Here is a 21,794-nt window from a genome sequence, read left to right as displayed (position 1 = left end):
CACCTTCTCAACATTAAGATACTTGACGTTGAGGAGATCGGCTGCTTTTATCTCAACGTTGAGATTATCAAGGTTGAACGACAGGAGCACCTCGATGTCCCCGCTCGCTCTCCACCCCACCGCCCAGGACCTCCTCTTCCGTGAGGCCCGCACCGCCAACACCTTCACCACCGAGCCGGTGACCGAGGAGCAGGTCCAGGCGATCTACGACCTGGTCAAGTACGCCCCCACCGCCTACAACCAGTCGCCGCTGCGGATCGTCCTGGTTCGCTCGGACGAGGCCCGCGAGCGCCTCGTGCACCACATGGCCGAGGGCAACGGGTCGAAGACCTCGGCAGCGCCACTGGTCGCGATCCTGGCCGCCGACAACGAGTTCCACGAGGAACTCCCCGTACTGCTCCCGCACTTCCCGCAGGCCAAGGACCTCCTCTTCGCCGACCGCCCGGCGCGCGAGGAGTCCGCGCTGCTCAACGCGACGCTCCAGGCGGCGTACTTCATCCTCGGCGTGCGCGCGGCGGGTCTGGCCGCGGGGCCGATGACGGGGTTCGACTTCCCAGGCGTGCAGAAGGAGTTCCTGGACGACGACCACACGCCACTGATGGTCGTGAACATCGGCCGCCCGGGCACGGACGCCTGGTACCCGCGCTCACCACGGCTCGCCTACGACGAGGTCGTCACCACGGTCTGAGCGGCTTGCTCCGCCGAACCCCCGGGCCGCTCGGGCCATCACCGTCCCGGGCTGTCCCCACCGCCTCGCCGAAGGCGCCGAACTCTCCGCACCCACCCCCTCAGCTTCCGGAGCCCGCCATGTCGCTGCTCGACCGGCCCCGTCCCCACCACACCGCGCAGGCGTCGCCCCCCGCTGCCGCGCCGGTATCGCGCCAAGTCCCGGCCGCATGGCTGGCGCTGCTGGCCACTCCACTCGCCGCGAGCGCCAACAGCCCGGTACTGATCCTCCCCGACATGGCCGACTCGCTCGGCATCCGTACGGCCACGGCGACCTGGCTCGTCACAGTCTTCGCCTGGGCCGTCGCCGTCGGCACCCCACTGATGGCCGGCCTGCTGCGCCGCAGCGGGCTGGGCAGCACGCTCCGGCTGAGCGCGGTCCTGGCCCTGGCCGGCACCGCGATCGTCGCTGTGGCGCCCTGGCTGCCGTTGGCCATGGCGGGCCGGGCGGCCCAGGGGATGGGCGGCGCGGGCCTGGTCACCGCAGCGATGAGCCTGGCCGGCTCGGTCCGCCGCATGGGCGTGATCACGGCGGGCTTCGGGACGCTGGGAGCGGTCGGGCCGCTGCTCGGCTCGGCGATCGCGGGCACGGCCTCCTGGCGGGCGTCCCTCGCCGTCGGGGCGGTCGCGCTCCTCGCCCTGCCGGCGATCATGCGCCGTGCCGACCTGTCCGCACCACAGCAGAGCACCCCCTTCGACGGCCGGGGCGCCACCTTGCTGGCCCTGATGGCGACGGCCCTGGTACTCATCCCGCGCTACCCGCTCCCGGCGGTGGCCGCCTCGTTGGTGATGGCCGCGCTGCTGGCCCTGCACATCCGGTCCAACCCCACGGGCTTCGTCCCGGCAGCGCTGCTGCGCACCAGGGCGTTCGTCTTCTCCGCCGTGCTCGCCTGCACCTTCGCGACCTCGTACTTCACCCTGCTCTTCACCGTCCCGCAGTTGCTGCGCGACCGTACCGGCTGGTCGACCTCCACGATCGGCACCGGCCAGCTGGTCGCCCTCCTCGCGGGCTCGGTGCTCTCGATGGTGCTGGCCTCGGCCTCGGCCCGGATGAGCCGCCCGCGGGTCCTGACGATCCTGCTCACGGTCGGAGCGCTGGCCCCGCTCACCGCAGTCCTGACCCCCTGGGCGCCACTGCTCCTGCTGGTCGCGACACTGGCCGTATTCACGACGAGTGCCGGCCAGGCGACGCTCGCGGTGTATGCCACCCGGGCCGCGCCGACCGCTCAGCGCCCCACGGCGATCGGCCTGTTCAACCTCTGCTACCAGCTCGGCGGCGCCTTCGGCCCAGCCATCGCGGCCTTGATCACACTGGGCGGCTGACGCTCCGCCCCGGCCTCCAGAAACCGCCTGTACGACGGTCACCCACAATCCTAGGATCACGATCATGAGCAACGAAACCCCCACCGCGTCCACGTCCAACACTCCGCCGGCGGCGGTACTGACCCGCCACGCAGATGCCGAAACCTGTGCCGACCCGAGCAGCGTGATGACCCTTCTGGCCGACTCTGACGGCACTGCAGGCGGCATCACGAGCTACCGATCCACCTTCGCCAAGGGCGCGCCAGGGGCGCCGGCCCACTTCCACACCCGGGCGACGGAACTGTTCTTCGTGATCAGCGGAGCTCTGCAGGTTCTGGTGGGCGAGGAAGTCACCGTCCTGAAGGAAGGCGACTTCCTCGCGGTGCCGCCCCACACCCCGCACGCCTTCGCGGCTGCCCCGGACTGTGAAGCGGACGTCCTCTTCGTCTTCACCCCCGGCATGGGCAGGTTCGACTACCTGCGCCTGCTGGGCCGGGTGATGCGCGGCGAAGCGGACCCGAAGGAGATCGCCGAGTCCTCGGAGCGCTTCGACAACCACTACGTCGACAGCCCTGCCTGGCGCGCCGCCCTGGAGCGTTCCGCGTGATCGACTCCACGACCCCGGTCCGGGTGGCCCGGCCCTCGCGGGACCTCGTCGCGGCAGAACGCTTCTACGGGGACGGCCTGGGTCTGACCGTCCTGTGGCGGACGACCGAGCGTGTGCCGGGCGAGCACGACCTGCTGATGCTCGGCCCCACCGGCGGCACCTGGCACTTCGAGCTGACGCATGACCCGGACCACCCGCTGGAGCCGACCCCAACGGTGGACGACCTGTTCGTGGTCTACCTCGGCAAGCCGGTGGACGAAGCCCTGATCGACCGCCTCGTGGCGGCCGGCGGTACCCGGGTCCCGGCGCACAATCCGTACTGGGACGAGCATGGCGTGACGATCTCCGACCCGGACGGCTACCGCCTCGTACTGTGCTCACGCACGTGGGCATGAACAGCGGCCGACATCTCATGAGCGGAGCCGGAGCCGGAGCCGGATCGGGGCGACGGTGACGGTGCCGTGAGGACGTAGGACTTCCCCGCCGCATCATCGCGGTGGCGCGCGGGTTCGATTCCCGTCACCCGCTCCATGGTTGAGGCCCAGGTCAGTGACCTGGGCCTTGTTCGTTGTCCGGACCGCGCTGGGCGTCGCGCATCAGATCCGCTTGCTCGATGCCGACCGGAGGCGAGGATCCATCGGAACTTGCCCGGCTGCTCCACGCATCGGCGCGGCGCGTCGTTCCCGAGCTGGGCAGCGGTCACCTCACCCGGACACGGGTGGCCAACCGACCAATTCCAGGGGACGGATTCCCCTCGGTGGGAGCTGTGGCATCCGTGCCGGGCTACTACGAAGCCGTTTCCCACAGCGGCATCACACTCGGGCCGGTGATCGGCCGACTGCTCGCTTCGGAGATCCTCGGCGGGCAGCGGGACGAGATGCTTGCGGACTTCCGCCCGGAGCGCTGTCCCCTGTGACAGCCCGGGCAACCCGCGATCCCCGGGTCGGGGCGCGGGTTCGCCTTCCGTCATCCGCTCGCTGCTCGTGCCCGCGTTTGCCGGACGTTAGTGGTGCGGCAGCCTGGCGATAGCGGTCGCGGACAGAGTGGGTGTCGTACCGAGGAAACGACGACACCGACCGCCCTGGGGGACCCGAGATGAGTGCCAACACCACTGCCCGTACCGCCCGTCGCCGCACCGTGCGTATCGCCGCCGCGGCTCTGACCGCGGCTGCCGCGCTGTCCCTGACCGCCTGCTCCGGCTCGGACGCCGCCGCCTCCAAGCCTGCGGGCCAGACGCAGACGGGCGCGGCCGCCGAGGCCGGTGGCGCGGGCTCCTCCGGGTCCGGTGACGCGGGCTCCTCCTCCGGAGCGCAGGGTTCGGACTCCAAGGCGGACTCCGGCGCCAAGACCGGTACCCAGGCGGGCGCCACGGGTAGGCAGACGGGCAAGCAGACGGGCGGCGCGCACGCCACCGGCGGTGGCGGGGCGGGCTCGGGTGTCGAGCGCTGCCACACCTCCGGCCTGACGGCGGCGTTCGCCACGGGCGGCGACGCGGTCCCGGACCCGGACGCGCAGGGGGCGACGACCGCCAGCGTCGTGCTGACCAACAAGGGCAGCCGCGCCTGCAAGATCGGCGGCTTCGCGGGGGTGGACCTCAAGTCCGAGAACGGCGGCGAGCGCTGGTCGCTGGCCCGCTCGTCGGCCAAGCACGGCTCGATCACCCTGGGGCCCGGCGACAGCACCGACTTCACGATCAACGTCGCCATGACCAAGGAAGACACCGGCTTCTACCAGCCCGCCTTCGCGGACGTCACCCCGCCCAACGAGACCAAGTCGCTCACCATCAAGTGGCCCTGGGGCACGCTCGTCGACCAGCGCAGCGCCACCCACCCGGCCACCTTCGTCAACCCCATCGGCTGACCGGCCCCTCTTCGCGGGGTGCCGGCGGGACGCCGTCGAGGGGCGCCCAAGGTCGCCATCTAACGGCCTGTCACAATTTGAATGCACACTGAACCATTACCGGATCGGGGGCGTGGTCAGCAGTGACACGTTCACGCCGCACGCCCCGGGGAGATTCATGACGCGCAGATGGGCGCTCATCACCACGATCGCCGTATTGACCGTCGCGCTGGCCTTCGTCGCCTTCCAACTGGTCCGCGGCCAGGACTCCGGGAAGGAGCAGGCCGGGGCGAAACCGGCCGCGTCGAGCCCGGGTGGCGGCGCCGAGTCGCTACAGGGACTCGGATGGTGGCCCCTGCACCGGACCGGCACCGCGAAGGCCGGTGAGCACGACGCCGTGATGAGCGGCGGCACGCAGTGGACCGACGGCCCCGAGGGCGGCGCGCTGCAGCTGGACGGCACCAGCGGATTCGCGGACACCGGCACCCGGCTGGACACCACGGGCAAGGACTACTCGGTCGCCGCACGGGTGCGCCTCGCCTCCGAGGACAGGGAGGGCTTCCACACCGCCCTGTCCGAGGACGGCGACCCGAACAGCTCGTTCTTCCTCCAGTACGCCGGCCCGGACGGGAACTTCGCCTTCAGTTTCACCGGCGCCCGTACCGTCGCGGAGACGCCCGAGCAGCCGCAACCCGGCCGCTGGTACCACCTGACCGGCACGTACAGCCAGAAGGATCACCGGATGCGGATCTACGTGGACGGCCGGCTCGCGGGCACCAGGGTGGCCGCCAGCGACGTGAAACCCACCGGTGCCGTGGTGATCGGACGCGCCAAGTTCGACGGGAAGGCGGCCGACCACTGGAACGGCGACATCGCCGATGTGCACCTCTACGACCGGGAACTGACGTCCCGTGAGGTCAGCTCACTTTCCTCGCACGAACCGGGCTGACGGCGCTACCGGGGCGAGTTCACCGCTGCCGCAGGCCGGCGGGCGCCACTCGGGCGCACGACGGCTCGCGGTGGCACCCGCCGGTTCTCCGGCAGCCGGCCGAACCCGTGTTCCCCACAGACGACCGGAGAGGAAAAGGCCCTTGTCGGCCAACGCTTCGACCAAAGACCGCATACCCTGCCCGCGCGCCACGGAACGCCGCCCCGACGAGTTCCTCAGAGCGCTCTACCAGTTCCACGGCAGCGCGTTACTGCAGTTCGCCGCACGGCGGCTGGAGGGTGACTGGCACCGCGCCGAGGACGTCCTCCAGGAAGTCGCGCTACGCGCCTGGCGGCACGCCGGGGAACTCGACCCGACCGCGGACTCGGTGCGGCCCTGGCTGTTCACCGTGCTGCGCAATCTCGTCATCGACGGCCACCGGGCGCGCCAGGCCAGACCGCCGGAGACCGGTGACCCCGAACTCGCCCACCTGCCGGTGGCCGACGGCGTGGACCACATCCTCACCTCCCAGGTGCTCACCGAGGCGCTGCGGGACCTGCGGCCGGCGCAGCGCGAGGTCCTGCTGCACGTGCACTACCTGGGACGCAGCGTCAACCAGACGGCCAAGTTCCTCGGCGTGCCGCCGGGCACGGTCAAGTCGCGGACGTACTACGCCGCCCGCGCCCTGCGCGAGGCACTGCACAGCCGCGGGCTGTACGCGGGCGGCCTGGACCGCGAGGCGGTACGGCACTCACGCGAAGCGTCCCACGTGCCGGGTGATCTCCAGGCCGAGCGGCCCGGTGTCGAGCGATCCGCCCGCACCGGCACGCCAGCGCCACCCCGTGGGCACCTCGCCGAGCACCAGCAGCGCGTCCCCACGCCGCAGGCCGTCCAGCGCCCCCTCCCGTCGCGGGAGCTGTGAGGCGTCCACGACGAACAGGTGCGGCGCCTCGCCCTGGACGGCGATCCGGCTGCTGCCCTCGATCAGCCGGAAGATCTGGGTGACGTCGGGCGATCCGGGCCCCGGTGCTCCCGTGCTCGCCGAAGCCACCCGGGCGAAAGCCTCCTCCAGGCTGGCCGCGGTGTGCAGCCGCGAGGTCCGTGCCTCGTCGCCGGAAAGGAGCCCGCCGCCGGCCAGCGACCCCACCAGGGTGACCTCGGCGAGCGCGCCCACCGGGCTGGAGAGCGCCTCGGCGACGACGGCCCGCACCAGGCTGCGCACCTCCGCGTCCGGACCCGTCACCGAGACGGGCCCCGCCGCCCGGGAGAGGTCGACCAGCACCCGGTCGGGGCCGTCCAGGCCCACCGTCACCGTCAGCGCGTACGGCAGGGCCGGTTCGCCCTCCGGACCGGGGCGGTGCAGGTCGTCAGGGGAGATCGTCCAGCGCTCGCCGTCCGCCTCGGCGGTCCAGGGCGCGGGGGCGGCCTCCTCCGCGCCGGCCAGCAGCAGTCCGAGCCGCTCCTCGGAGTAGACGACGGCGTACAGGTCGGGCAGCGACCGGCCGGAGCGCAGGCACTCGCCCGTCAGCCGGCGCAGGCCCGCGTTGACCACGTCCAGCGCCTCCCGCCCCACGACGGCGGCCGAGGCGGCGGCGGGCTTCGGCGCGCGGGGCCGCCGCTCGGTGACGATCAGCGCGGCCACCGCCCCGATCAGCGCCAGCCCCAGCGCCACGGCCAGGACGTACCAGATCATCTTCTGACTCCTTGTCGGGACGTCCCGGCGGCGGAGCCGGGACGGTCGAAAGCGGGGGCGGCACAGTCGCGGCGCCGTGCACCCGATGGCCACTACGGGGCCCGCCGTCGAATGGTTCACCGGCGCTCCGGGTGAACCATCCGCGGCCGGGGTCCGTAGGTCCCGTCAGTGGCACGGGAGCCGCCGAGTGCGGCTGCCGAGGCCCCCCATTCACGCCGGCTGGAGGACGTTTTCGTGTCGTTGATGTTGACCGTGGTCGAGGGGGGCGGGGACGCGTTCGACGTCCACCTCGACGCCGACCCCGACACGCCCGTGAGCGCTGTCGCGGAGGCGCTGGCCGGGGCGGGTGGGGGTCCCCCCGGCGAAGCCAGGGGGAGGGTCCCCCGGCCCCCGGAGGGCCTCGGCCTGTACGCCGGCGACCGGCTGCTGCCCGCCGACATGCGGCTGCGGGACGCGCCGCTCCACCACGCGGCCATCGTGGGCCTGGGCCGCCCGGCGGGCACCTCGTCGGCCGAACCGGACGGGCTGGTGGAGGTCCGTACGGTCGGCGGGGCCGGCGCGGGCACCGTGCACCGGCTCGACATGGGCGAGTACCGGATCGGACTGGCCCACGACGGGACCGCCCAGGTGCTGCGCGCCGTACCGGACCGCCCGTTCGCCGTCCTGGCGGTGGGCCCCGCGGGGCGCTGCCGCATCGCGCCCGACGCGTCCACGCAGGGCGGCGGCACCCTGCAACTGGACCGCGAGGACCTCACCGAGGCGACCGCCTGGCCGGCCGGCGCGCAGCTCCTCGTCGGCGGCTGCCTGCTCGAACTCGCCCTCCCGCAGAAGCCGGACGCGGCCGTGCAGCCGTCGGAGGACGGCACCGGCTGGGACTACAACCGGCCGCCGCGGCTGCGGCCGGCCCAGACCGCCACCCGCTTCACCCTGCCCACCCCGCCCGCGGCGCCGGCCGCCCGGCCGCTCCCGTGGATCACCGCGGCCGCGCCGGTGGTGATGGCGGTGGCCGGTGCGCTGGCCTTCGGCCGCATGTCGATGCTGCTGTTCGGGCTGCTCTCCCCGGTCGTGGTCGTCGGCAACTTCCTGATGAGCCGGCGCACCGGACGCCAGTCCCACTCCAGCAGTGTCGCCGAGTACGAGGAGAAGAAGGCGCGCATCGAGGGCGACGCGGCGCAGGCCCTGGCGGCCGAACGCACCGCCCGGCGGCGCGGCTTCCCGGACCCGGCCGAGGTCGTCCTGACCGCCGTCGGCCCCCGGCGCCGCCTGTGGGAGCGCCGCACCTCGGACGCCGACTTCCTGGAACTGCGCATCGGCACCGCCGACCTGCCCTCCGACGTGGTCCTGCACGACCCGACGAAGGACGAGCACCGCCGCCAGGACCCGTGGACCGCGTACGACGTCCCGGTGACCGTTCCGCTGCGGGAGCACGACGTCCTGGGCATCGCGGGCCAGGGCCCGACCGCGCGCGCCGTGGCGCGCTGGGCGGTCGCCCAGGCCGCCGTCCTGCACAGCCCCCGTGACCTCCAGATCCATCTGCTCACGACCGGCGAACAGGGCCGGGACGGCTGGTCCTGGCTGCGCTGGCTGCCGCACGTGCGCAAGAAGTCCGGCGACACCCCGGCCAGCATCGGCTACGGCACGGAGACCTGCGCCCGGCGGGTCGCCGAACTGACCGCGCTGATCGTCGAACGCGCCGGACGGGAGGGCCGGCGGGACCGGGCCCCCGGCCCCGACGTGCTCGTCATCCTCGACGGGGCCCGCAGGCTGCGTTCGCTGCCCGGCGTGGCGCAGATCCTGCGCGACGGTCCGGCCGTCGGCATCCGCGCGGTCTGCCTGGACGCCGAGGAGCGGCTGCTGCCCGAGGAGTGCCAGGCCGTCGTCGCCGAGGAGCCCGGCGGAACCGTCAGGGTGGGACGCTCCGGGCGGGGCACCGTCGGGGGCATCCGGCCCGACGCGGTGTCCCTGGACTGGTGCCGTTCGCTGGCCCGGGCGATGGGCCCGATGCGCGATTCGGGCGGCGCCGACGAGGAGGCCGCGGTGCTGCCCGGCTCCGCGCGGCTGCTGGACGTCCTCGCCCTCGACCCGCCGCAGGCCGCCGGCATCAAGGCGCGCTGGGCGGCCGGGGGCCGCTCGACCCGGGCGGCCGTGGGCGTCTCCCTGGACGGCCCGTTCTACCTGGACCTGCGGCGTGACGGCCCGCACGGGCTGGTCGCCGGCACCACCGGCTCCGGCAAGTCCGAACTCCTCCAGACGCTGGTCGCCTCGCTCGCGGTGGCGAACCGTCCGGACGCGATGACGTTCGTCCTGGTCGACTACAAGGGCGGCTCCGCGTTCAAGGACTGTGTGGACCTGCCGCACACCGTCGGCATGGTCACCGACCTCGACGCCCACCTCGTCGAGCGGGCCCTGGTGTCGCTGACGGCGGAACTCACCCGGCGCGAGCACATCCTCGCCGCGGCCGGCGCCAAGGACATCGAGGACTACGTCGACCTGCTGGAGCGCAACCCGGCGGGCCGCGAGCCGATGCCCCGGCTGCTCATCGTCATCGACGAGTTCGCCTCGATGGTGCGCGACCTGCCGGACTTCGTGAAGGGCCTGGTCAACATCGCCCAGCGGGGCCGCAGCCTCGGTATCCACCTGATCCTGGCGACGCAGCGCCCCAGCGGCGTCGTGTCCTCGGAGATCCGCGCCAACACCAACCTGCGCATCGCGCTCCGGGTGACGGACGCCGGCGAGAGCACGGACGTCCTCAACTCTCCGGAGGCCGCCGGGATCTCGCAGGGCACCCCCGGCCGCGCCTATGTGCGCCTGGGCCAGAACTCCCTCGTGCCGTTCCAGTCGGGACGGGTCGGCGGCCGCCGGCCCGGTGCCACGGCGACCTCGCTGCCGGCGCCCTGGGCGGTGTCGGTCGGCTGGGAGCGGCTCGGCGAGCCGCTGCCGGCGCGGCCCCGCGCCGCGGCGGCGCCCGCCGAGGTGGAGACCGACCTCACCGGGCTCGTCACGGCGATCCGCGAGGCGGACCGGGAGATGGGCATCCCCGCGCAGCACAGCCCCTGGCTGCCGCCGCTGCCCGAGGTGCTGGTGACCGGCGAACTGCCGCCGCCCCCGCCCTCGGACTACGACCTCGCGCCCGTCGCGTACGGCGTGGTGGACCTGCCCGCACAACAGGCCCGGCAGCCCCTGGTGATCGACCCGGCGACGCTCGGGCACCTGCACATCATCGGCTCGCCCCGGCAGGGCCGGTCGCAGACGCTGCGCACCATCGCCGGCACCCTGGCCTTCGCGCATGCGCCGGACCAGCTGCACATGTACGGCATCGACTGCGGCAACGGCGCGCTGCTGCCCCTCGAAGGACTGCCGCACTGCGGGGCCGTCACCCAGCGCACCCAGCCCGACCGGGTGGCCCGGCTGCTCGCCCGGCTGACGGAGGAGCTGACCAGGCGCCAGGAGATGCTCGCCGCCCGCGGCAGCGCCGACCTGCCGGAGCTCCGCCGGGCCCTGCCGGAGGCCGAACGGCCGCCGCACATCGTGCTGTTCATCGACCGGTGGGAGGTCTTCGACAAGCAGCTCGGCGAGTACGACGCCGGGAACCTGCTGAACTCCGTGCTGACCCTGCTCCGGGACGGCGCGAGTGCCGGCATCCACCTGGTGATGACCGGTGACCGGGCGCTGTTCTCCAGCCGGGTCAACGGCTCGACCGAGGACAAGCTCGTGCTGAAGCTGAACGAGAAGTCCGAGTACGGGATGATCGGCATCACCCAGCGCAACGTGCCCGACGAGATCCCGCCGGGCCGCGCGTTCCGTGCCGCCGACAAGGCGGAGGTGCAGATCGCGCTCCTCACGGACAACCCGGAGGGCCAGGCGCAGGCCGTGGCGCTCCAGCAGATCGCCGAGTACTGCCGCGAGCGGGCGGCCCAGCTGCCGGCCGGCACCCGGCCGTTCCGGGTCGACATCCTGCCGGACCGGCTCACCTGGGAGGAGGCGGCCCGGTACGTGCCGAAGCCGCTGCCGTCCGCACGCTGGGCGCTGACCGGTGTCGGCGGTGACGAACTCACCGCGTTCGGGCCGGACTTCTCCGTCACGCCGACCTTCCTCGTCGCGGGCCCGGCCCGCTCGGGACGCAGCACCGTCCTGGCGACGCTGGCACTGTCGCTGCTGTCGGTCGGGACGCCCCTCGTCGTCGGCGCGCCCGCCAGGTCGCCGTTGCGCCGGCTCGCCGGACGGCCCGGGGTCCTCGCGGTCTTCGACGAGGCCGACATCGAGCCCGCGGCGCTGGAACAGGCCCTGGCGTCCGCGCCGGAGGGGGCCGTGGTGATCCTGGACGACGCCGACCTGCTGCTGAAGTCGAAGGCCGAGTCCGTCCTCACGCCCATCGCCAAGTCCGGTGCCGAGACCGGCCGGGGCCTGGTGATCGCTGGGCAGACCGACCGGCTCTCCTCCGGCTTCTCCGGCTGGCACGCCGAGGCCCGCCGCAACCGGTGCGGTCTGCTGCTGAAGCCGCAGAACATGAGCGACGGCGAGCTGATCGGCGTCAAGGTGCCCCGCAGCCGCCTGGGCGCGACCCGCCCGGGCCGGGCCATCCTGCACCTGGGCGACGGCGTGCTGCGTACCGTCCAGGTGCCGGAGACGGTGCTGCCCAAGCCGGACGCACCTGCCTGATCCACCCTGCCGGACGCACCGTCCGCACAGTACGGAGGGCTCCCGCCGAGGTGATCGGCGGGAGCCCTCTCGTCTGCGGGGCGGGGCCGGCTCAGGCGTCCCGGGGCCGACGGACCGGCGCTCAGAAGAAGGTCTTGTCCCAGTCGTCCGTGACGAGGGCCTCGACGGCAGCCTCGAAGTCGTGGGCCACGCGCTGCATCCCGGCATCCCCGCCGAAGAAGATCTCGCCGCTCTCCGCCAGAAGGACCGCCTCCTCGGTGGAGAAGGCGATGCCCACGGGGAGGACGGACTGCCCCAGGCGCTTGCCGTAGAGGCGAACGTTTCTGTCCGGGACGTCCAGCGCCTTCTCCACCGCGATCGTGAGGTCTGTCTCGCCGCGCCGGAAGGGCCAGGTGATCGTCAACTCGCCGTACGCCGTGAGGAATGCACGCAGCTGCGCAGTGACGTCGTAACCCGCGTCCGCGTATTGCCGGCAGGCGTCCTCGACGTCCAGCCGGCGTGCCTCGACGCGGGCCGTGCCCGCGAGGCGTTCTCGCAGCGACTGCGCCGCCGGGTGGTGGTGGGGGCCGTTCATCCTGAAAGTACCTTTCCTCCGAAGCCGGGAACCCATGTCCGGCAGTTCTCGCACATCTTGAACTTCTTGCCCTTGGCGTTCTGCGTCACCAGGTCCACGTTCTTCGGGTCGGCGCCGTCGTTGATGGCGTTCGTGAACATGCGTGGCTCGGCGCAGACTCCCGGGGGGCGGCCGGTGGGGTGCTGTGATTCGCCGGGCAGGGCATCGTTCACGGCCTTGGCGAGGTTTTCGTCGGTGAGGCTTTCACCGTGATAGATCTTGCCGGTGGTCCTGTCCTTGCCCGTGGCGTAGGCACCCGGGACGTGATCCTCCGGACCGAGGCCGCCCTGCACATGCTGGATCCGCGCCTTGCCGAGGTCCAGCAGCTCCTTCCTGAGGGCCTGGTCCGGATCCGGGGCGGGTGCGAGGCCGAGCGGGTCGCACCAGGTGTGCGGGTTGTGGACATAGGCGGCGGGGTTGGGCGCGGGGACCAGCCCGAGCGGGTCGGGGGTGGTGAACCGGGCGGTGTCGGGGTCGTAGTGACGGTGCAGGTTGTAGTGCAGGCCCGTTTCCGGGTCGGCGTACTGCCCGGGGAATCGCAGGGGTGTGTAGGCCGTCGCGTCCCGGTTCCACGCGGTGGTGCCCCACAGCATGGCGCGGGAGTGCCAGGCGATGTGGCCGGCCTCGTCGACGAGTTCGGTGGGGGTGCCGACGAGGTCGGTGGCTATGGCGAAGAAACGGCGGTCGACCTCTTCCTGGTCGTCCGGATCGAGCCGGCGCTCGGTCTGGGCCAGCGGCCGGTGCCCGTCGTGGTCCCAGGTGAGCGTCACCCGGGTGAGGCTGTCGCTCTGCTCCGCGAGGCGGGTGCCGTCCCAGGTGAAGCGGACCTCCTCCGCCACCTCCCCGGTGTCGGTGAGCCGCTGCTTTGCGGTGCGGCGGCCGAGCGGGTCGTAGGCGTACTGCCACACCGTGCCGTCCGGGGTGACGCACGAGGTCAGACGGTCCTCGGCGTCGTACTCGTAGCGCCAGGTGGCGGGCTTCTTCGACAGGCGCGTCTGCTGCCGCAGCACGGTGCGGCCCGCGGCGTCGTACTCGTAGCGGATGCGTCCGGCGGTGAGCACCCGGGTGCCCTCGTACGTGCGCGGGCCGCGGGCCTCGGTCCGGGGTGCCTTGTCGGGCCAGTGCGCGTCCATCTGGTTGCCGGCCGCGTCGTACGCGTAGGACTCGGACCAGTTCTCGGCCGTCACGGTCAGCGGCCGGCCGCCGGGATCGAGCTCGTAGTGCCGGGTGGCGCCGGTGAGCTGGTCGGTGACGGCGGTCAGGTGGTGGTCGGCGCGGAAGGTGTAGGCGCGGGCGCGCAGCGTGTGGTCCCGCTTGCCCAGGGACTGCTGGACGGGACGGCCGACCCTGTCGTACGCGGTCGCGAACGTCACCGGGTCCCCGTGCGGACCGAAGCTGCGTTCCAGCTCCTTGCCGAGCGCGTCGTACGCGAAGCCGATGGTGTGCCCGGAAGCGGTCAGGCCGGCGCGGTTCCCCGCCGCGTCGTAGGCCAGTTCGGTGCACGCGCCGGTGGGGGTGACGCGCCCGGTGCGGCGGCCGAGTGCGTCATAGCGGTAGGTGGTGGTGGCGCCGTCGACCGTCTCGGCGACCAGGTTCCCGCGGACGTCCCACTCCAGGTGGACGGTTGAGGTGGGCGACGCGGCTTCGCGCATGCGCCCGGCGGCGTCATACGCATAGTCGGTGCGCCGGCCTGCGACATCCTTGGACAGGGTGCGTCCCATGGAGTCGTGCTCGTAGCCGATGCACTCCCCGAGGGGTGTGGTGTACGTGCTGAGGCGGCCGGCGGCGTCGTGGGTGTAGGTGAGCGTGCGGTCGTCGAAGTCCGACTCGGAGATCAGGCGGCCGCACGCGTCGAAGGTGTAGTCCCACGACAGGCCCTGCGGGTCGAGGACCCGGACCGGGCGCAGTTCGGTGTCGTAGGCGAACCGGTAGCGCGTGCCGTCCGGTCCGGTACGGGCCGTGAGCCGGTCGAAGTGGGTGTACTCGGAGGTGGTGACCTGGCCGGCGGGGTCCGTGTGGGTGAGGCAGTTCCCCTCGCCGTCCCACTCCCACGTCTCGGCGCTGCCGTCCGGCAGGGTGCGACGCCTGAGGCGCCCCTCGACGGTCCACTCCATCTCGGTGCGGGCACCGAGCGCGTCGGTCAGGGTCGTCGAACGGCCGAACGCGTCACGGGTGACCGTCGTGACGTTCTGTGCCGGGTCCGTGACGGTCAGCGGCAGGCCGGCGGCGTCGTTGGCGATGCGCTGCACGCCGCCCAGGGCATCGGTGACCGAGGTGACCGCGCCGTGCTCGTCGTGGGTGAAGCGGGTGGTGGCGCCGTCCGGTGCGGTGACGCTGATGCGGCGGCCGCGGGCGTCGTACTCCTGGAGCCAGGTCTCGCCCCCGGGCAGGACCGTCTCGATGGGGAGGTGGAACCCGTTGTAGCGGGTCCGGGCGCTGGTGCCGTCGGGGAAGTGGACCGCGCTGAGGTCACCGGTGCGCGCGTCCCATTCGTACCGCGTCGTGTTGCCGAGCGGGTCGGTGCGGGCGAGGAGGCTGTCGTAGCGGTCCCACTCGGAGGCCGTGGTGTGTCCCAGCGGGTCGGTCTCGGTGATGACCTGATGCAGGTCGTTGAGCTGGTAGACGGTCGTCGCGCCGCAGGAGTCGGTGAAATGCGTCCGGTGCCGGTCGGGGTCGTAGCTCCATTGGGAGGAGAGGTAGCCGTCGGGGCCGATGGTCTGTGTGACGCGGTTGTCGTCGTCGTAGACGTAGCGGTAGGTGGAGTCGTTCCGGTCCGTCCAGGCGGTGATGCGGGACCGGTCGTCGTAGGCGAACACCATCGCCCTGCCCGACGAGTTCGTGACGTGGGTGAGGTTCCCGTCCGCGTCGTGACTGTAGGACGCGACCTCGACGGGGCCCTCGGGCGTGGTGACCGTCAGACGGGTGAGGAGACCGGCGGTGCAGTGGACGTTGACGCGGTAGCCGCCGGAGTGGACCAGCGCCGTCGGGGTGCCGTCCTCCAGACGGGAGACGCTGATCTCGTTGCCGTTGCGGTCCTGCCACCGGGCCAGCCAGTACAGCTCACTCTCGCTGTCCCCGGGATGGTGCGCGAAGGTGCAGACGAGGCCCGCGTGCGGGTCGGAGATGCGGTACGTGACCTCGCCCGTGGTGGCGTCTTCTTCAGCGGTCAGCGGAAGGCGGGGGCCCTCCTCGGGCCGCACCGCCTCATCCGACCCGGCGGCGGGAAGGCTGGGGTAGGTCAGAATCGAGCCGTCCTCACGGGCCCACAACACCCGCCCCCGGTCGTCGACTTCGAGGCGTTCGTCCAGGGTGGAGGCCCAGGACGGGCCGAAGAACTGCCCGTAGCGGTACGTCGACAGATGCGTCCGCGTGATCGCCAACGGCAGGACGCCCGGCAGCTCCAGATCGTCCTGCTGCAGCAGCATTTCGCCACTGGCCACATCGACCGGGTCCGTCTTGCAGGTGCGGCTGTTCGCGGGCCGGCTGTTGATGCGGACGCCGCCCTGGGGATTCTTCATCGAGAGGGGCTTGATCCCCTTCAGGGCCGAACCGAGCCCCCCGAGGCCCTTGAGGGCCGCGGCCCCGCCCCCGACCAGTCCCACGACGCCGAGCACGATCTCAAGGACGTTCCACTCACCTGTCTCCGCCATCGTGGACAGGTTGATCCCCAGCGACACCGCGCCGGCCACGATGCTGCCGATCGTCAGGGCTATTCCGATGCCCTGCAGGCCGGGTATCAGCATCGCCAGCACGCCCAGCACCGCGCTGATGATGCCGAAGGCCGTGCTCAACGCCTTCTTGATCTTGTCCCACAGGCTGTAGCCGTCGACCGACTCGCTCCGGGCGTCATCCAGCTTCTGCGCCGCCGTGGCGGCGTCCTCCTCGCGCACCTGCCGCGCGTCCTCGGCCAGCAGGCGGGCCGCGTCGAGATCCGCCTGCGCGTCATCGGCGTGCGCCTGCGCGGTGGACTGCTTGCCGTGGGCCTCGTCCAGCGCGCGCCGGGTGCTCGCCCTCGCCTCGGCGTCGTCCGGAGGGTGGGTGACCCCGTCCAGCCGGCTGATGTCGGCACCGGCCGCACGCACGACCTCGGTGGCCGACGCCAGCCGCTCCTTGGCCTCGCGCCCCTTCTCCAGCGCGTTGTCGGCATTCCGCTGCTGATCACGCAGCGAATTCACATACGTGTCCAGGGCGCCGGCGGCCTGGTCGTAGGAGCTGTGCAGCTTGCGCACCTGTTTGGCCAGGTCGCCCAGCTTGTCCCGGAGCTTCTCCATGGTCTTGCCCTCGCCCACCTGCTTGTTCTCCAGCCCGGAGACAAGGGGCAGGGCGTCGCCCGCGTTATCGGCTACGGAACGGTAGCTGCGGGCGAGTTGTCCGAGCACTTCCGGATCACCCGGGGTCGGGTCGTCCTCGAACCCGAAGACCGATTCCCAATCGGACACCGCTGGACGCGCCATGGCCGCGACCTCACTTTCCCTTGTCTGCTTCGCCCATGGGGCCTCCACCGGCCGCATCCGCCGCCGGATCCGCTGCGCCGGACGTGCCGGCCGGGTCCTCGAAGCGGAACGACTCCGCGATCGCGTCGAAGACCTCGTAGAACTGGTCCGCCAGGTCCACGTTGGGGGTGGAGCCGGCGAGCACCAGGTAGTCCCGGCTGTTCGGCACCGGGATCAGGGTGTGTCGCACCGCGGTGGGCACCCGCGTCCCCTGGTAGTCCACTTCCTCGATCCTGGTGATCCGCCCGGCCGCTCCGACCTCGGGCAGTTCCACCAACTCCACGTCGCCGGGCGGCAGTCCGCTGCCTTCCGCCTCGGTGCCGAGCTGCATGGCGGCCGCGACGACGAGGTCCGCCAGATCCTCCGACTGTTCCTCGGGAACGGAGAGCCGGAGCACGACCATCGTGGCGCTGAGCACCAGGGGGCCGCTGCCCGCGCGGAGGATCCTGAGCATCCCCGACGCCCGCAGCGCGCCCTGCGCGTGCGCCTCGCGGGCGGTCCGCCGGGTGGTGCGGATCAGCGCGTCCACCTGCTCGCGGGAGAGCTGCGGAGCCTTCTCCACCTGGGCCTCGATACGGCGGCGGATCGACGCGTCCCGGGTGCTCGGGTCGAGGTCGAGTTGCCACCAGGAGTCGGGGAACCTCAGCGTGTAGCCCGCGGGCGCGCCCTCGGGCCGCTCCGTGACCGGTTGCGTCATGACGCCTTTCCCTTCCGCGCGACGTTTCCGCTCACGCGTCCTTCTTCTCCAGCGCCTTGACGCTGTCGTCGTCCGTCTGCACGAAGTTCTCGGCGATCGTGTCCACGTTCTCGGAGAACTTCTTCACGTTGTCGTGGACCCGCTCGTGGCCGGCCGCCCACGCCTTGTCGAACTCGTCGAGGGCGTGCGCGAGTTTGCTGTCACCGGCGATGCGCTTGAAGTCATCCCGGTCGCCCGCGGCGTGGTAGAGCGTCGCGGAATCCCCCAGCAGATCCCCGATGTTCTGGAGCTCCTTGACCGTGTCCTTCAGGTCCTGCACGGGAACGCTGATGGTCCCCATCGGTGCCTCCTCCCCTGCTCCGGCCGTCCGGCCCCGCCCTCACGGGGAGGGCGGGGCCGGACGATGCGGGGCACGTCAGCCGATGGAGCCGGCCGTCTGGTCGTCGGTGTCGACGAACGCGTCGGCGACCTGCTTGATGAACTCGCTGACGCCCTGCAGGCCCTCGATCGCCTTCTCGGTTCCGTTCTTGTACTCCTCCCAGTACGGGCGGAACTTGCTCTCGGAGCCGGGGGTGGCGTAGGCGGCCTCGACCATCTCGTCCATCTTGGTGTTGGCCTCGTGGAGGCTCTGCTGCATCAGTTCCTTCTGGTTCTGCAGCCAGGTCGACGCCTCGCGCATCTCGTCGGGGCTGATCTTGATGTTGCCGCCGGCCATGTCGATTCCTTCTCTCGTTGGGTATCGCTGCGGCCGCTGAGCCGCGCACACCGGGCTGTACGGGGCACCTGCCGAGGCGGTTCACGGCTGTTGCGGAACGGTGACAAACACGGCAGAGCGGCCACGCCGATCGGGGCTGCGGCCGCGTCCCCGCAGGTGAACGGCGGTCAGCCAAGAGGCCGACGGGGACGGCGGGACAAGTCCGGAGAAGGCCGGGAGAAGGGCCGGGAGAAGGACCGAAGAAGGGCGGGAGCATAGGCGACGGCAGCCGTCCGCTGCGCGCTTTTGCGCATCATCGCTGAATCAATTCGCTTGCCCAATGCAAAAGTTAGCGTGGTGCGTGCCCCAGCAATGCCAGGCGCAACAGCGCCCGCACGACGAATCGTCGGGCACTTCAGGAGGCATGATGAAATCTCACGCACGGAATCCGAGGGCCACATCCCGTCGTGGCCGCCTGATAGCCGCTGCCGTCGCCCTCATGGCAGTTGTCGCCGCCGTATCCGTGTGGCTTGCGCAGAGAAACAGCTCCGCCGACGAGTCGGTCTCCGCGAACCTCCCGCTGTCGGGGACCGGTCAGGCCGCACCTCAGGCGAGTAACACCGGCCCACTCAGCGCGCTGGACAAGCTCTTCCTCACCAAGGTCCGGCAGGCCGGCCTGTGGGAGATGCCGGCGGGCCGGCTCGCCCAGACGCACGCGTCGAGCGAAGCCATCAAGCGCGCGGGTATGCATCTTCTGGAGGGGCACAGCAAGCTCGACCAACTGGATCGCGAGGACTCCGAGGCGTTGAACGTGCCGATCCCGGACCAGGCCACCGCGGAACAGCAGGGCTGGGTCGAGCAGTTGAAGAATGCCCGGGGCCACGCCTTCGACCAGCTCTTCGTGGACCTGCTCCGGGCCTCCCACGGCAAGATTTTCATCACCATCGGTGAAGTCCGCGCAAGCACCAAGAACGACCTGGTGCGGCGATTGGCGACGCAGACGAACAACACCGTCCAGGACCACATGGACGTCCTGGAGGACACCGGTCTCGTCAGGGACGCCACCCTCGACGATGTCGCCTCGACCATTCCCAAGTGACCTCCACCGGGACGTGTCGTGGAACGCAGCAACCCGGAAGCTCGCCTCCCGGTCGAGGGTTGACGCCCCTGGGGCCGGAAGCTTTAGTGATCGTGACCGCCGCAGAACGATCAACGCGTAGTGATCCACGCTCTCCTGGGGGAATTCGATGCGCACTCTCACATCGGCCGGAGCCGTCCTCGCCGCCGTCGGCCTCAGCCTCGGCCTGAGTTCCGCACCGGCGTCCGCGGCACCCGCCGCGCCTGCCGTGTCCGGCGCTTCCCAGCTGCTCGCCGCGACCGCACCGGCAGCAAAGGCCCCGCCGAAGTCGGGGAAGGACAGCATCAAGTGCAACGAGTCGAATGGGCGGGTCAACTTCTCGTGGAAGACCGGCTGGTCGAGCACCACGGTCTACTACAACAACCACTGCCTGGGCGGCACGCGCGTCACCGCTGCCTTCAAGTTCTACAACGACGGATCGACGCCGTTCTACAAGTGCGTCACCTTCCAGGGCGATTCCCAGGGCAAGTACAAGTTCGCGCACATCAACGAAATCATGGACGTCAACAAGGACACCAAGAAGTGCAAGAACAACTAGGAACTGTCCGGGCGGTCACGCTCGACGTCTGAATGGCCTTGACCTCCGCAGTCACGTCGGCATGACGCACCGTGAAGCGGAAAGTCCGCCGCCCCGGTGTGACACTCCGGGGCAGCGGACTTCTCGGCGCCGCGTCGGCGCCACGAGGGGCACCGGCGCCTGTTACGCGTGGGCGCTGATCACACCGCCGCTGCTGAGCACGATGTAGATGCCGTTGGCGTCGAGCCCGACGTCGTGCTGGTTCGTCTCCAGCGTGGCGGCCACGCCGTCGTGGCCGATGATCTGTGCGCGGTACCGCAGCTCGCCGACCTTCGTGACCTTGGCCGTCCAGCCGCCCGCGAGCTTGAAGGTGCCCGGTCCCTGGTGGCCGCCGCCCATCCAGGAATGGACCTGGCCGTCCAGCGTGAGCGTGACGAACATGTCGTTGGCGTCGAGCCCGTCGTCGTGCCCCTTCGTCTCCAGCGTCGCCAGGACCGAACCGCGGGCGACGATCTTGGCGCGGTAGTGCTGGTCGCCGAGCTGGTAGATCTCGGCCTTGCTGATGCCGTCCGCCAGGCGCTGGGTGCGGACCGGGGATGCCGCCTTGCCGCCCTTGGCGGCGTGCGCGCCGCCCGACTGCTTGCCCAGGACGTCCGCCTTGGCGCCCGTGCTCTGCAGCCCGGACCAGCCCGAGGCGGTGGACTCGGCGGCGGCCGAGCTGGTGTTCGTGCGGCCCGCGGACCTCGCGTCGGCGGCGTCCGAGCCGGCGCAGGCGGTCAGGGTGAGGCCGGCGGCCGCGATCAGGGCCGCGGCGGCGACGCGCACGGTGCGGCGACGAGCGGTGCGGACGGAGGTGCTGGAGCTCATGTGGGGTCCCCCCAGGACAGTCGGTTGCGTTGTCTCCTCGGTACGTCACCCACTCTGTCCGGGGCCACTAGCGCACGGCTGCCGCTCCGCTAATGCCCGGCTAACACGCTTTTGCGCAGCGGAAGGACGCCGCGGAGAGCCCGAGGAACCGGGCCGATGCCGCCTGCGGGGCGCCGGGGGCGGGTCAGGCCATCCAGAAGAAGACCGCCGTCATCCGTTTCTCCTCCAGAGTGGTGCCGCAGTAGCCGGTGGCCGTGTGAATCAGGTTCGCGGAGTAGAGCAGCAGCCGGTTGGGGCGGTGCGGAACGCGGACGTCCTCGACGAAGGATTCCGGCGCGACGAAGCGGGTGCCGAGTGCGTCGACCAGGTTGTTGTGCGGAGCGGCCACCTGGTTGCCGCCGAGGGAGCCGCCCGGCAGGCTCTGCCGGTAGAAGCTGGTACCGAAGTCCTTGGGGACCAGGGGATTGAGGTAGAGCACGGCCGCGTAGCGGCAGAGGTTGCGGGAGTCGGTGTGCGGGCGGGGCTCGCACTCGCCCGCACCGACGACCTGGACGCAGTTGTGGTTGAAGGTGCCGCCGCCGGCCGGGCGTTCGGCCCAGATCTTCGAGGCACCGGTCGCCTTTCTCACCAGCTTCTCGACGCGGGCCAACTCACCGGGTTCCAGGGCCGGCATGGTCCGCAGGCCCGGCCAGCTCTCGGGCTTGTGGGGGTAGCCCTCGGTCCAGTCGTTCCTGGCCAGGCAGCGTTCCCGTACGGCGCCCGGATCCGGCAGCACGTCGTCCAGCAGCCAGTAGTCCCGGCCACGGGTCGGTTTGCGGTACGGGAGGACCGGCAGGGTGGGGGCAGTGGGGCGTGGGGGCATGAAGGGAACGTAATTCGCTCCCTTCAGGAGCTCGCCACGCAAGCGGTCAACCTTCAGTCAAGGGTTCCCACCGTCAGTCAAGGGTTCCCCATCCGCCCTGCCGGGCGCCTGACCGCCAGGAGATGGTCCCCTCGGACGGGGGAGGACGGCGCTCGGGGG

General features: G+C 71.5%; 18 protein-coding genes and 1 pseudogene. 11 read left to right on the top strand and 8 right to left on the bottom strand.

The window, feature by feature from the left end:
* Positions 1-94: 94 nt before the first annotated feature.
* From OO62_RS15820 to OO62_RS37920, 8 genes and pseudogenes are all read left to right on the top strand, one after another.
* Positions 95-688, top strand: coding sequence for a malonic semialdehyde reductase (locus OO62_RS15820; RefSeq protein ID WP_033268032.1), 594 nt, complete (start codon positions 95-97; stop codon positions 686-688).
* Between the two features lie 119 nt (positions 689-807).
* Positions 808-2,049, top strand: a complete 1,242-nt coding sequence (locus OO62_RS15815) for an MFS transporter (RefSeq protein WP_033268031.1) — start codon at positions 808-810, stop codon at positions 2,047-2,049.
* 64 nt (positions 2,050-2,113) lie between these two features.
* Positions 2,114-2,635: a cupin domain-containing protein gene (locus OO62_RS15810; RefSeq protein ID WP_033268030.1), complete on the top strand. Its 522-nt coding sequence runs from the start codon at positions 2,114-2,116 to the stop codon at positions 2,633-2,635.
* On the top strand, positions 2,632-3,030 hold the full coding sequence (locus tag OO62_RS15805; protein ID WP_033268029.1) for a VOC family protein: 399 nt from the start codon (positions 2,632-2,634) through the stop codon (positions 3,028-3,030). Before OO62_RS15810 ends, OO62_RS15805 begins: the two co-directional genes overlap by 4 nt.
* A 218-nt stretch (positions 3,031-3,248) precedes the next feature.
* Complete coding sequence (locus OO62_RS37925) at positions 3,249-3,551, top strand: FAD-dependent oxidoreductase (RefSeq protein WP_078617186.1); 303 nt, start codon at positions 3,249-3,251, stop codon at positions 3,549-3,551.
* Between the two features lie 179 nt (positions 3,552-3,730).
* Entirely contained in the window at positions 3,731-4,495 is a 765-nt protein-coding gene (locus OO62_RS15800; RefSeq protein WP_033268028.1) for a DUF4232 domain-containing protein, read from the top strand.
* A gap of 157 nt (positions 4,496-4,652) precedes the next feature.
* The gene (locus tag OO62_RS15795) at positions 4,653-5,423 is read left to right on the top strand and encodes a LamG domain-containing protein (protein WP_033268027.1); all 771 of its coding nucleotides are present in this window, start codon (positions 4,653-4,655) and stop codon (positions 5,421-5,423) included.
* Between the two features lie 142 nt (positions 5,424-5,565).
* A pseudogene (locus tag OO62_RS37920) lies at positions 5,566-6,135 on the top strand (sigma-70 family RNA polymerase sigma factor); the annotation flags it as partial.
* 18 nt (positions 6,136-6,153) lie between these two features.
* Here OO62_RS37920 and OO62_RS15785 read toward each other — a convergent pair.
* Positions 6,154-7,095, bottom strand: coding sequence for a hypothetical protein (locus OO62_RS15785; protein ID WP_033268025.1), 942 nt, complete (start codon positions 7,093-7,095; stop codon positions 6,154-6,156).
* Positions 7,096-7,338: 243 nt separating this feature from the next.
* Here OO62_RS15785 and OO62_RS15780 point away from each other — a divergent pair, with 243 nt between their 5' ends.
* Complete coding sequence (locus OO62_RS15780) at positions 7,339-11,754, top strand: FtsK/SpoIIIE domain-containing protein (RefSeq protein ID WP_106974860.1); 4,416 nt, start codon at positions 7,339-7,341, stop codon at positions 11,752-11,754.
* 121 nt (positions 11,755-11,875) lie between these two features.
* Here the strand turns inward: OO62_RS15780 and OO62_RS15775 are convergent, their stop codons facing one another.
* The 5 genes from OO62_RS15775 to OO62_RS15755 form a co-directional block, all read right to left on the bottom strand.
* Positions 11,876-12,328: an SUKH-3 domain-containing protein gene (locus OO62_RS15775; RefSeq protein WP_033268023.1), complete on the bottom strand. Its 453-nt coding sequence runs from the start codon at positions 12,326-12,328 to the stop codon at positions 11,876-11,878.
* A complete protein-coding gene (locus OO62_RS15770) occupies positions 12,325-16,806 on the bottom strand; it encodes an RHS repeat-associated core domain-containing protein (RefSeq protein WP_051733247.1) in 4,482 nt (1,493 codons plus the stop codon). Before OO62_RS15770 ends, OO62_RS15775 begins: the two co-directional genes overlap by 4 nt.
* 25 nt (positions 16,807-16,831) lie before the next feature.
* Positions 16,832-17,557: a hypothetical protein gene (locus OO62_RS15765; RefSeq protein ID WP_033268022.1), complete on the bottom strand. Its 726-nt coding sequence runs from the start codon at positions 17,555-17,557 to the stop codon at positions 16,832-16,834.
* A gap of 31 nt (positions 17,558-17,588) precedes the next feature.
* On the bottom strand, positions 17,589-17,897 hold the full coding sequence (locus OO62_RS15760) for a hypothetical protein (RefSeq protein WP_033268021.1): 309 nt from the start codon (positions 17,895-17,897) through the stop codon (positions 17,589-17,591).
* 75 nt (positions 17,898-17,972) lie between these two features.
* Positions 17,973-18,272 carry a WXG100 family type VII secretion target gene (locus tag OO62_RS15755; protein WP_033268020.1) on the bottom strand — a complete coding sequence of 100 codons (300 nt, stop codon included), beginning with the start codon at positions 18,270-18,272 and terminating at the stop codon, positions 17,973-17,975.
* A 478-nt stretch (positions 18,273-18,750) separates the two neighbouring features.
* On the opposite strand from OO62_RS15755, the gene OO62_RS15750 reads away from it, so the two are divergent.
* Together OO62_RS15750 and OO62_RS15745 are read left to right on the top strand one after the other, a co-directional pair.
* Entirely contained in the window at positions 18,751-19,350 is a 600-nt protein-coding gene (locus OO62_RS15750) for a DUF4142 domain-containing protein (RefSeq protein WP_033268019.1), read from the top strand.
* A 148-nt stretch (positions 19,351-19,498) separates the two neighbouring features.
* Positions 19,499-19,927: a hypothetical protein gene (locus OO62_RS15745; RefSeq protein ID WP_033268018.1), complete on the top strand. Its 429-nt coding sequence runs from the start codon at positions 19,499-19,501 to the stop codon at positions 19,925-19,927.
* A 162-nt stretch (positions 19,928-20,089) separates the two neighbouring features.
* Here OO62_RS15745 and OO62_RS15740 read toward each other — a convergent pair whose 3' ends face one another.
* Positions 20,090-20,773 carry a hypothetical protein gene (locus OO62_RS15740; protein ID WP_033268017.1) on the bottom strand — a complete coding sequence of 228 codons (684 nt, stop codon included), beginning with the start codon at positions 20,771-20,773 and terminating at the stop codon, positions 20,090-20,092.
* A gap of 184 nt (positions 20,774-20,957) precedes the next feature.
* Entirely contained in the window at positions 20,958-21,635 is a 678-nt protein-coding gene (locus OO62_RS15735) for a DUF6445 family protein (RefSeq protein ID WP_033268016.1), read from the bottom strand.
* Between the last annotated feature and the right edge of the window lie 159 nt (positions 21,636-21,794).

The organism is Streptomyces lydicus (assembly GCF_000717345.1).
Classification (GTDB): Bacteria; Actinomycetota; Actinomycetes; order Streptomycetales; family Streptomycetaceae; genus Streptomyces; species Streptomyces lydicus.
The sequence above is the reverse complement of the archived record's forward strand: the minus strand, read 5'-3'. Positions and strand labels throughout refer to the sequence as shown.

What these genes read in the sequence shown, in the direction of transcription:
- OO62_RS15795 (WP_033268027.1), top strand. Translation starts at nt 4,653, where the DNA reads ATGACGCGCAGATGGGCGCTCATCACCACGATCGCCGTATTGACCGTC.
- OO62_RS15750 (WP_033268019.1), top strand. Translation starts at nt 18,751, where the DNA reads ATGGCAGTTGTCGCCGCCGTATCCGTGTGGCTTGCGCAGAGAAACAGC.
- OO62_RS15765 (WP_033268022.1), bottom strand. Translation starts at nt 17,557, where the DNA reads ATGACGCAACCGGTCACGGAGCGGCCCGAGGGCGCGCCCGCGGGCTAC.
- OO62_RS15820 (WP_033268032.1), top strand. Translation starts at nt 95, where the DNA reads ATGTCCCCGCTCGCTCTCCACCCCACCGCCCAGGACCTCCTCTTCCGT.
- OO62_RS15780 (WP_106974860.1), top strand. Translation starts at nt 7,339, where the DNA reads ATGTTGACCGTGGTCGAGGGGGGCGGGGACGCGTTCGACGTCCACCTC.
- OO62_RS15735 (WP_033268016.1), bottom strand. Translation starts at nt 21,635, where the DNA reads ATGCCCCCACGCCCCACTGCCCCCACCCTGCCGGTCCTCCCGTACCGC.
- OO62_RS37925 (WP_078617186.1), top strand. Translation starts at nt 3,249, where the DNA reads ATGCCGACCGGAGGCGAGGATCCATCGGAACTTGCCCGGCTGCTCCAC.
- OO62_RS15800 (WP_033268028.1), top strand. Translation starts at nt 3,731, where the DNA reads ATGAGTGCCAACACCACTGCCCGTACCGCCCGTCGCCGCACCGTGCGT.
- OO62_RS15745 (WP_033268018.1), top strand. Translation starts at nt 19,499, where the DNA reads ATGCGCACTCTCACATCGGCCGGAGCCGTCCTCGCCGCCGTCGGCCTC.
- OO62_RS15760 (WP_033268021.1), bottom strand. Translation starts at nt 17,897, where the DNA reads ATGGGGACCATCAGCGTTCCCGTGCAGGACCTGAAGGACACGGTCAAG.
- OO62_RS15755 (WP_033268020.1), bottom strand. Translation starts at nt 18,272, where the DNA reads ATGGCCGGCGGCAACATCAAGATCAGCCCCGACGAGATGCGCGAGGCG.
- OO62_RS15815 (WP_033268031.1), top strand. Translation starts at nt 808, where the DNA reads ATGTCGCTGCTCGACCGGCCCCGTCCCCACCACACCGCGCAGGCGTCG.
- OO62_RS15785 (WP_033268025.1), bottom strand. Translation starts at nt 7,095, where the DNA reads ATGATCTGGTACGTCCTGGCCGTGGCGCTGGGGCTGGCGCTGATCGGG.
- OO62_RS15740 (WP_033268017.1), bottom strand. Translation starts at nt 20,773, where the DNA reads ATGAGCTCCAGCACCTCCGTCCGCACCGCTCGTCGCCGCACCGTGCGC.
- OO62_RS15775 (WP_033268023.1), bottom strand. Translation starts at nt 12,328, where the DNA reads ATGAACGGCCCCCACCACCACCCGGCGGCGCAGTCGCTGCGAGAACGC.
- OO62_RS15810 (WP_033268030.1), top strand. Translation starts at nt 2,114, where the DNA reads ATGAGCAACGAAACCCCCACCGCGTCCACGTCCAACACTCCGCCGGCG.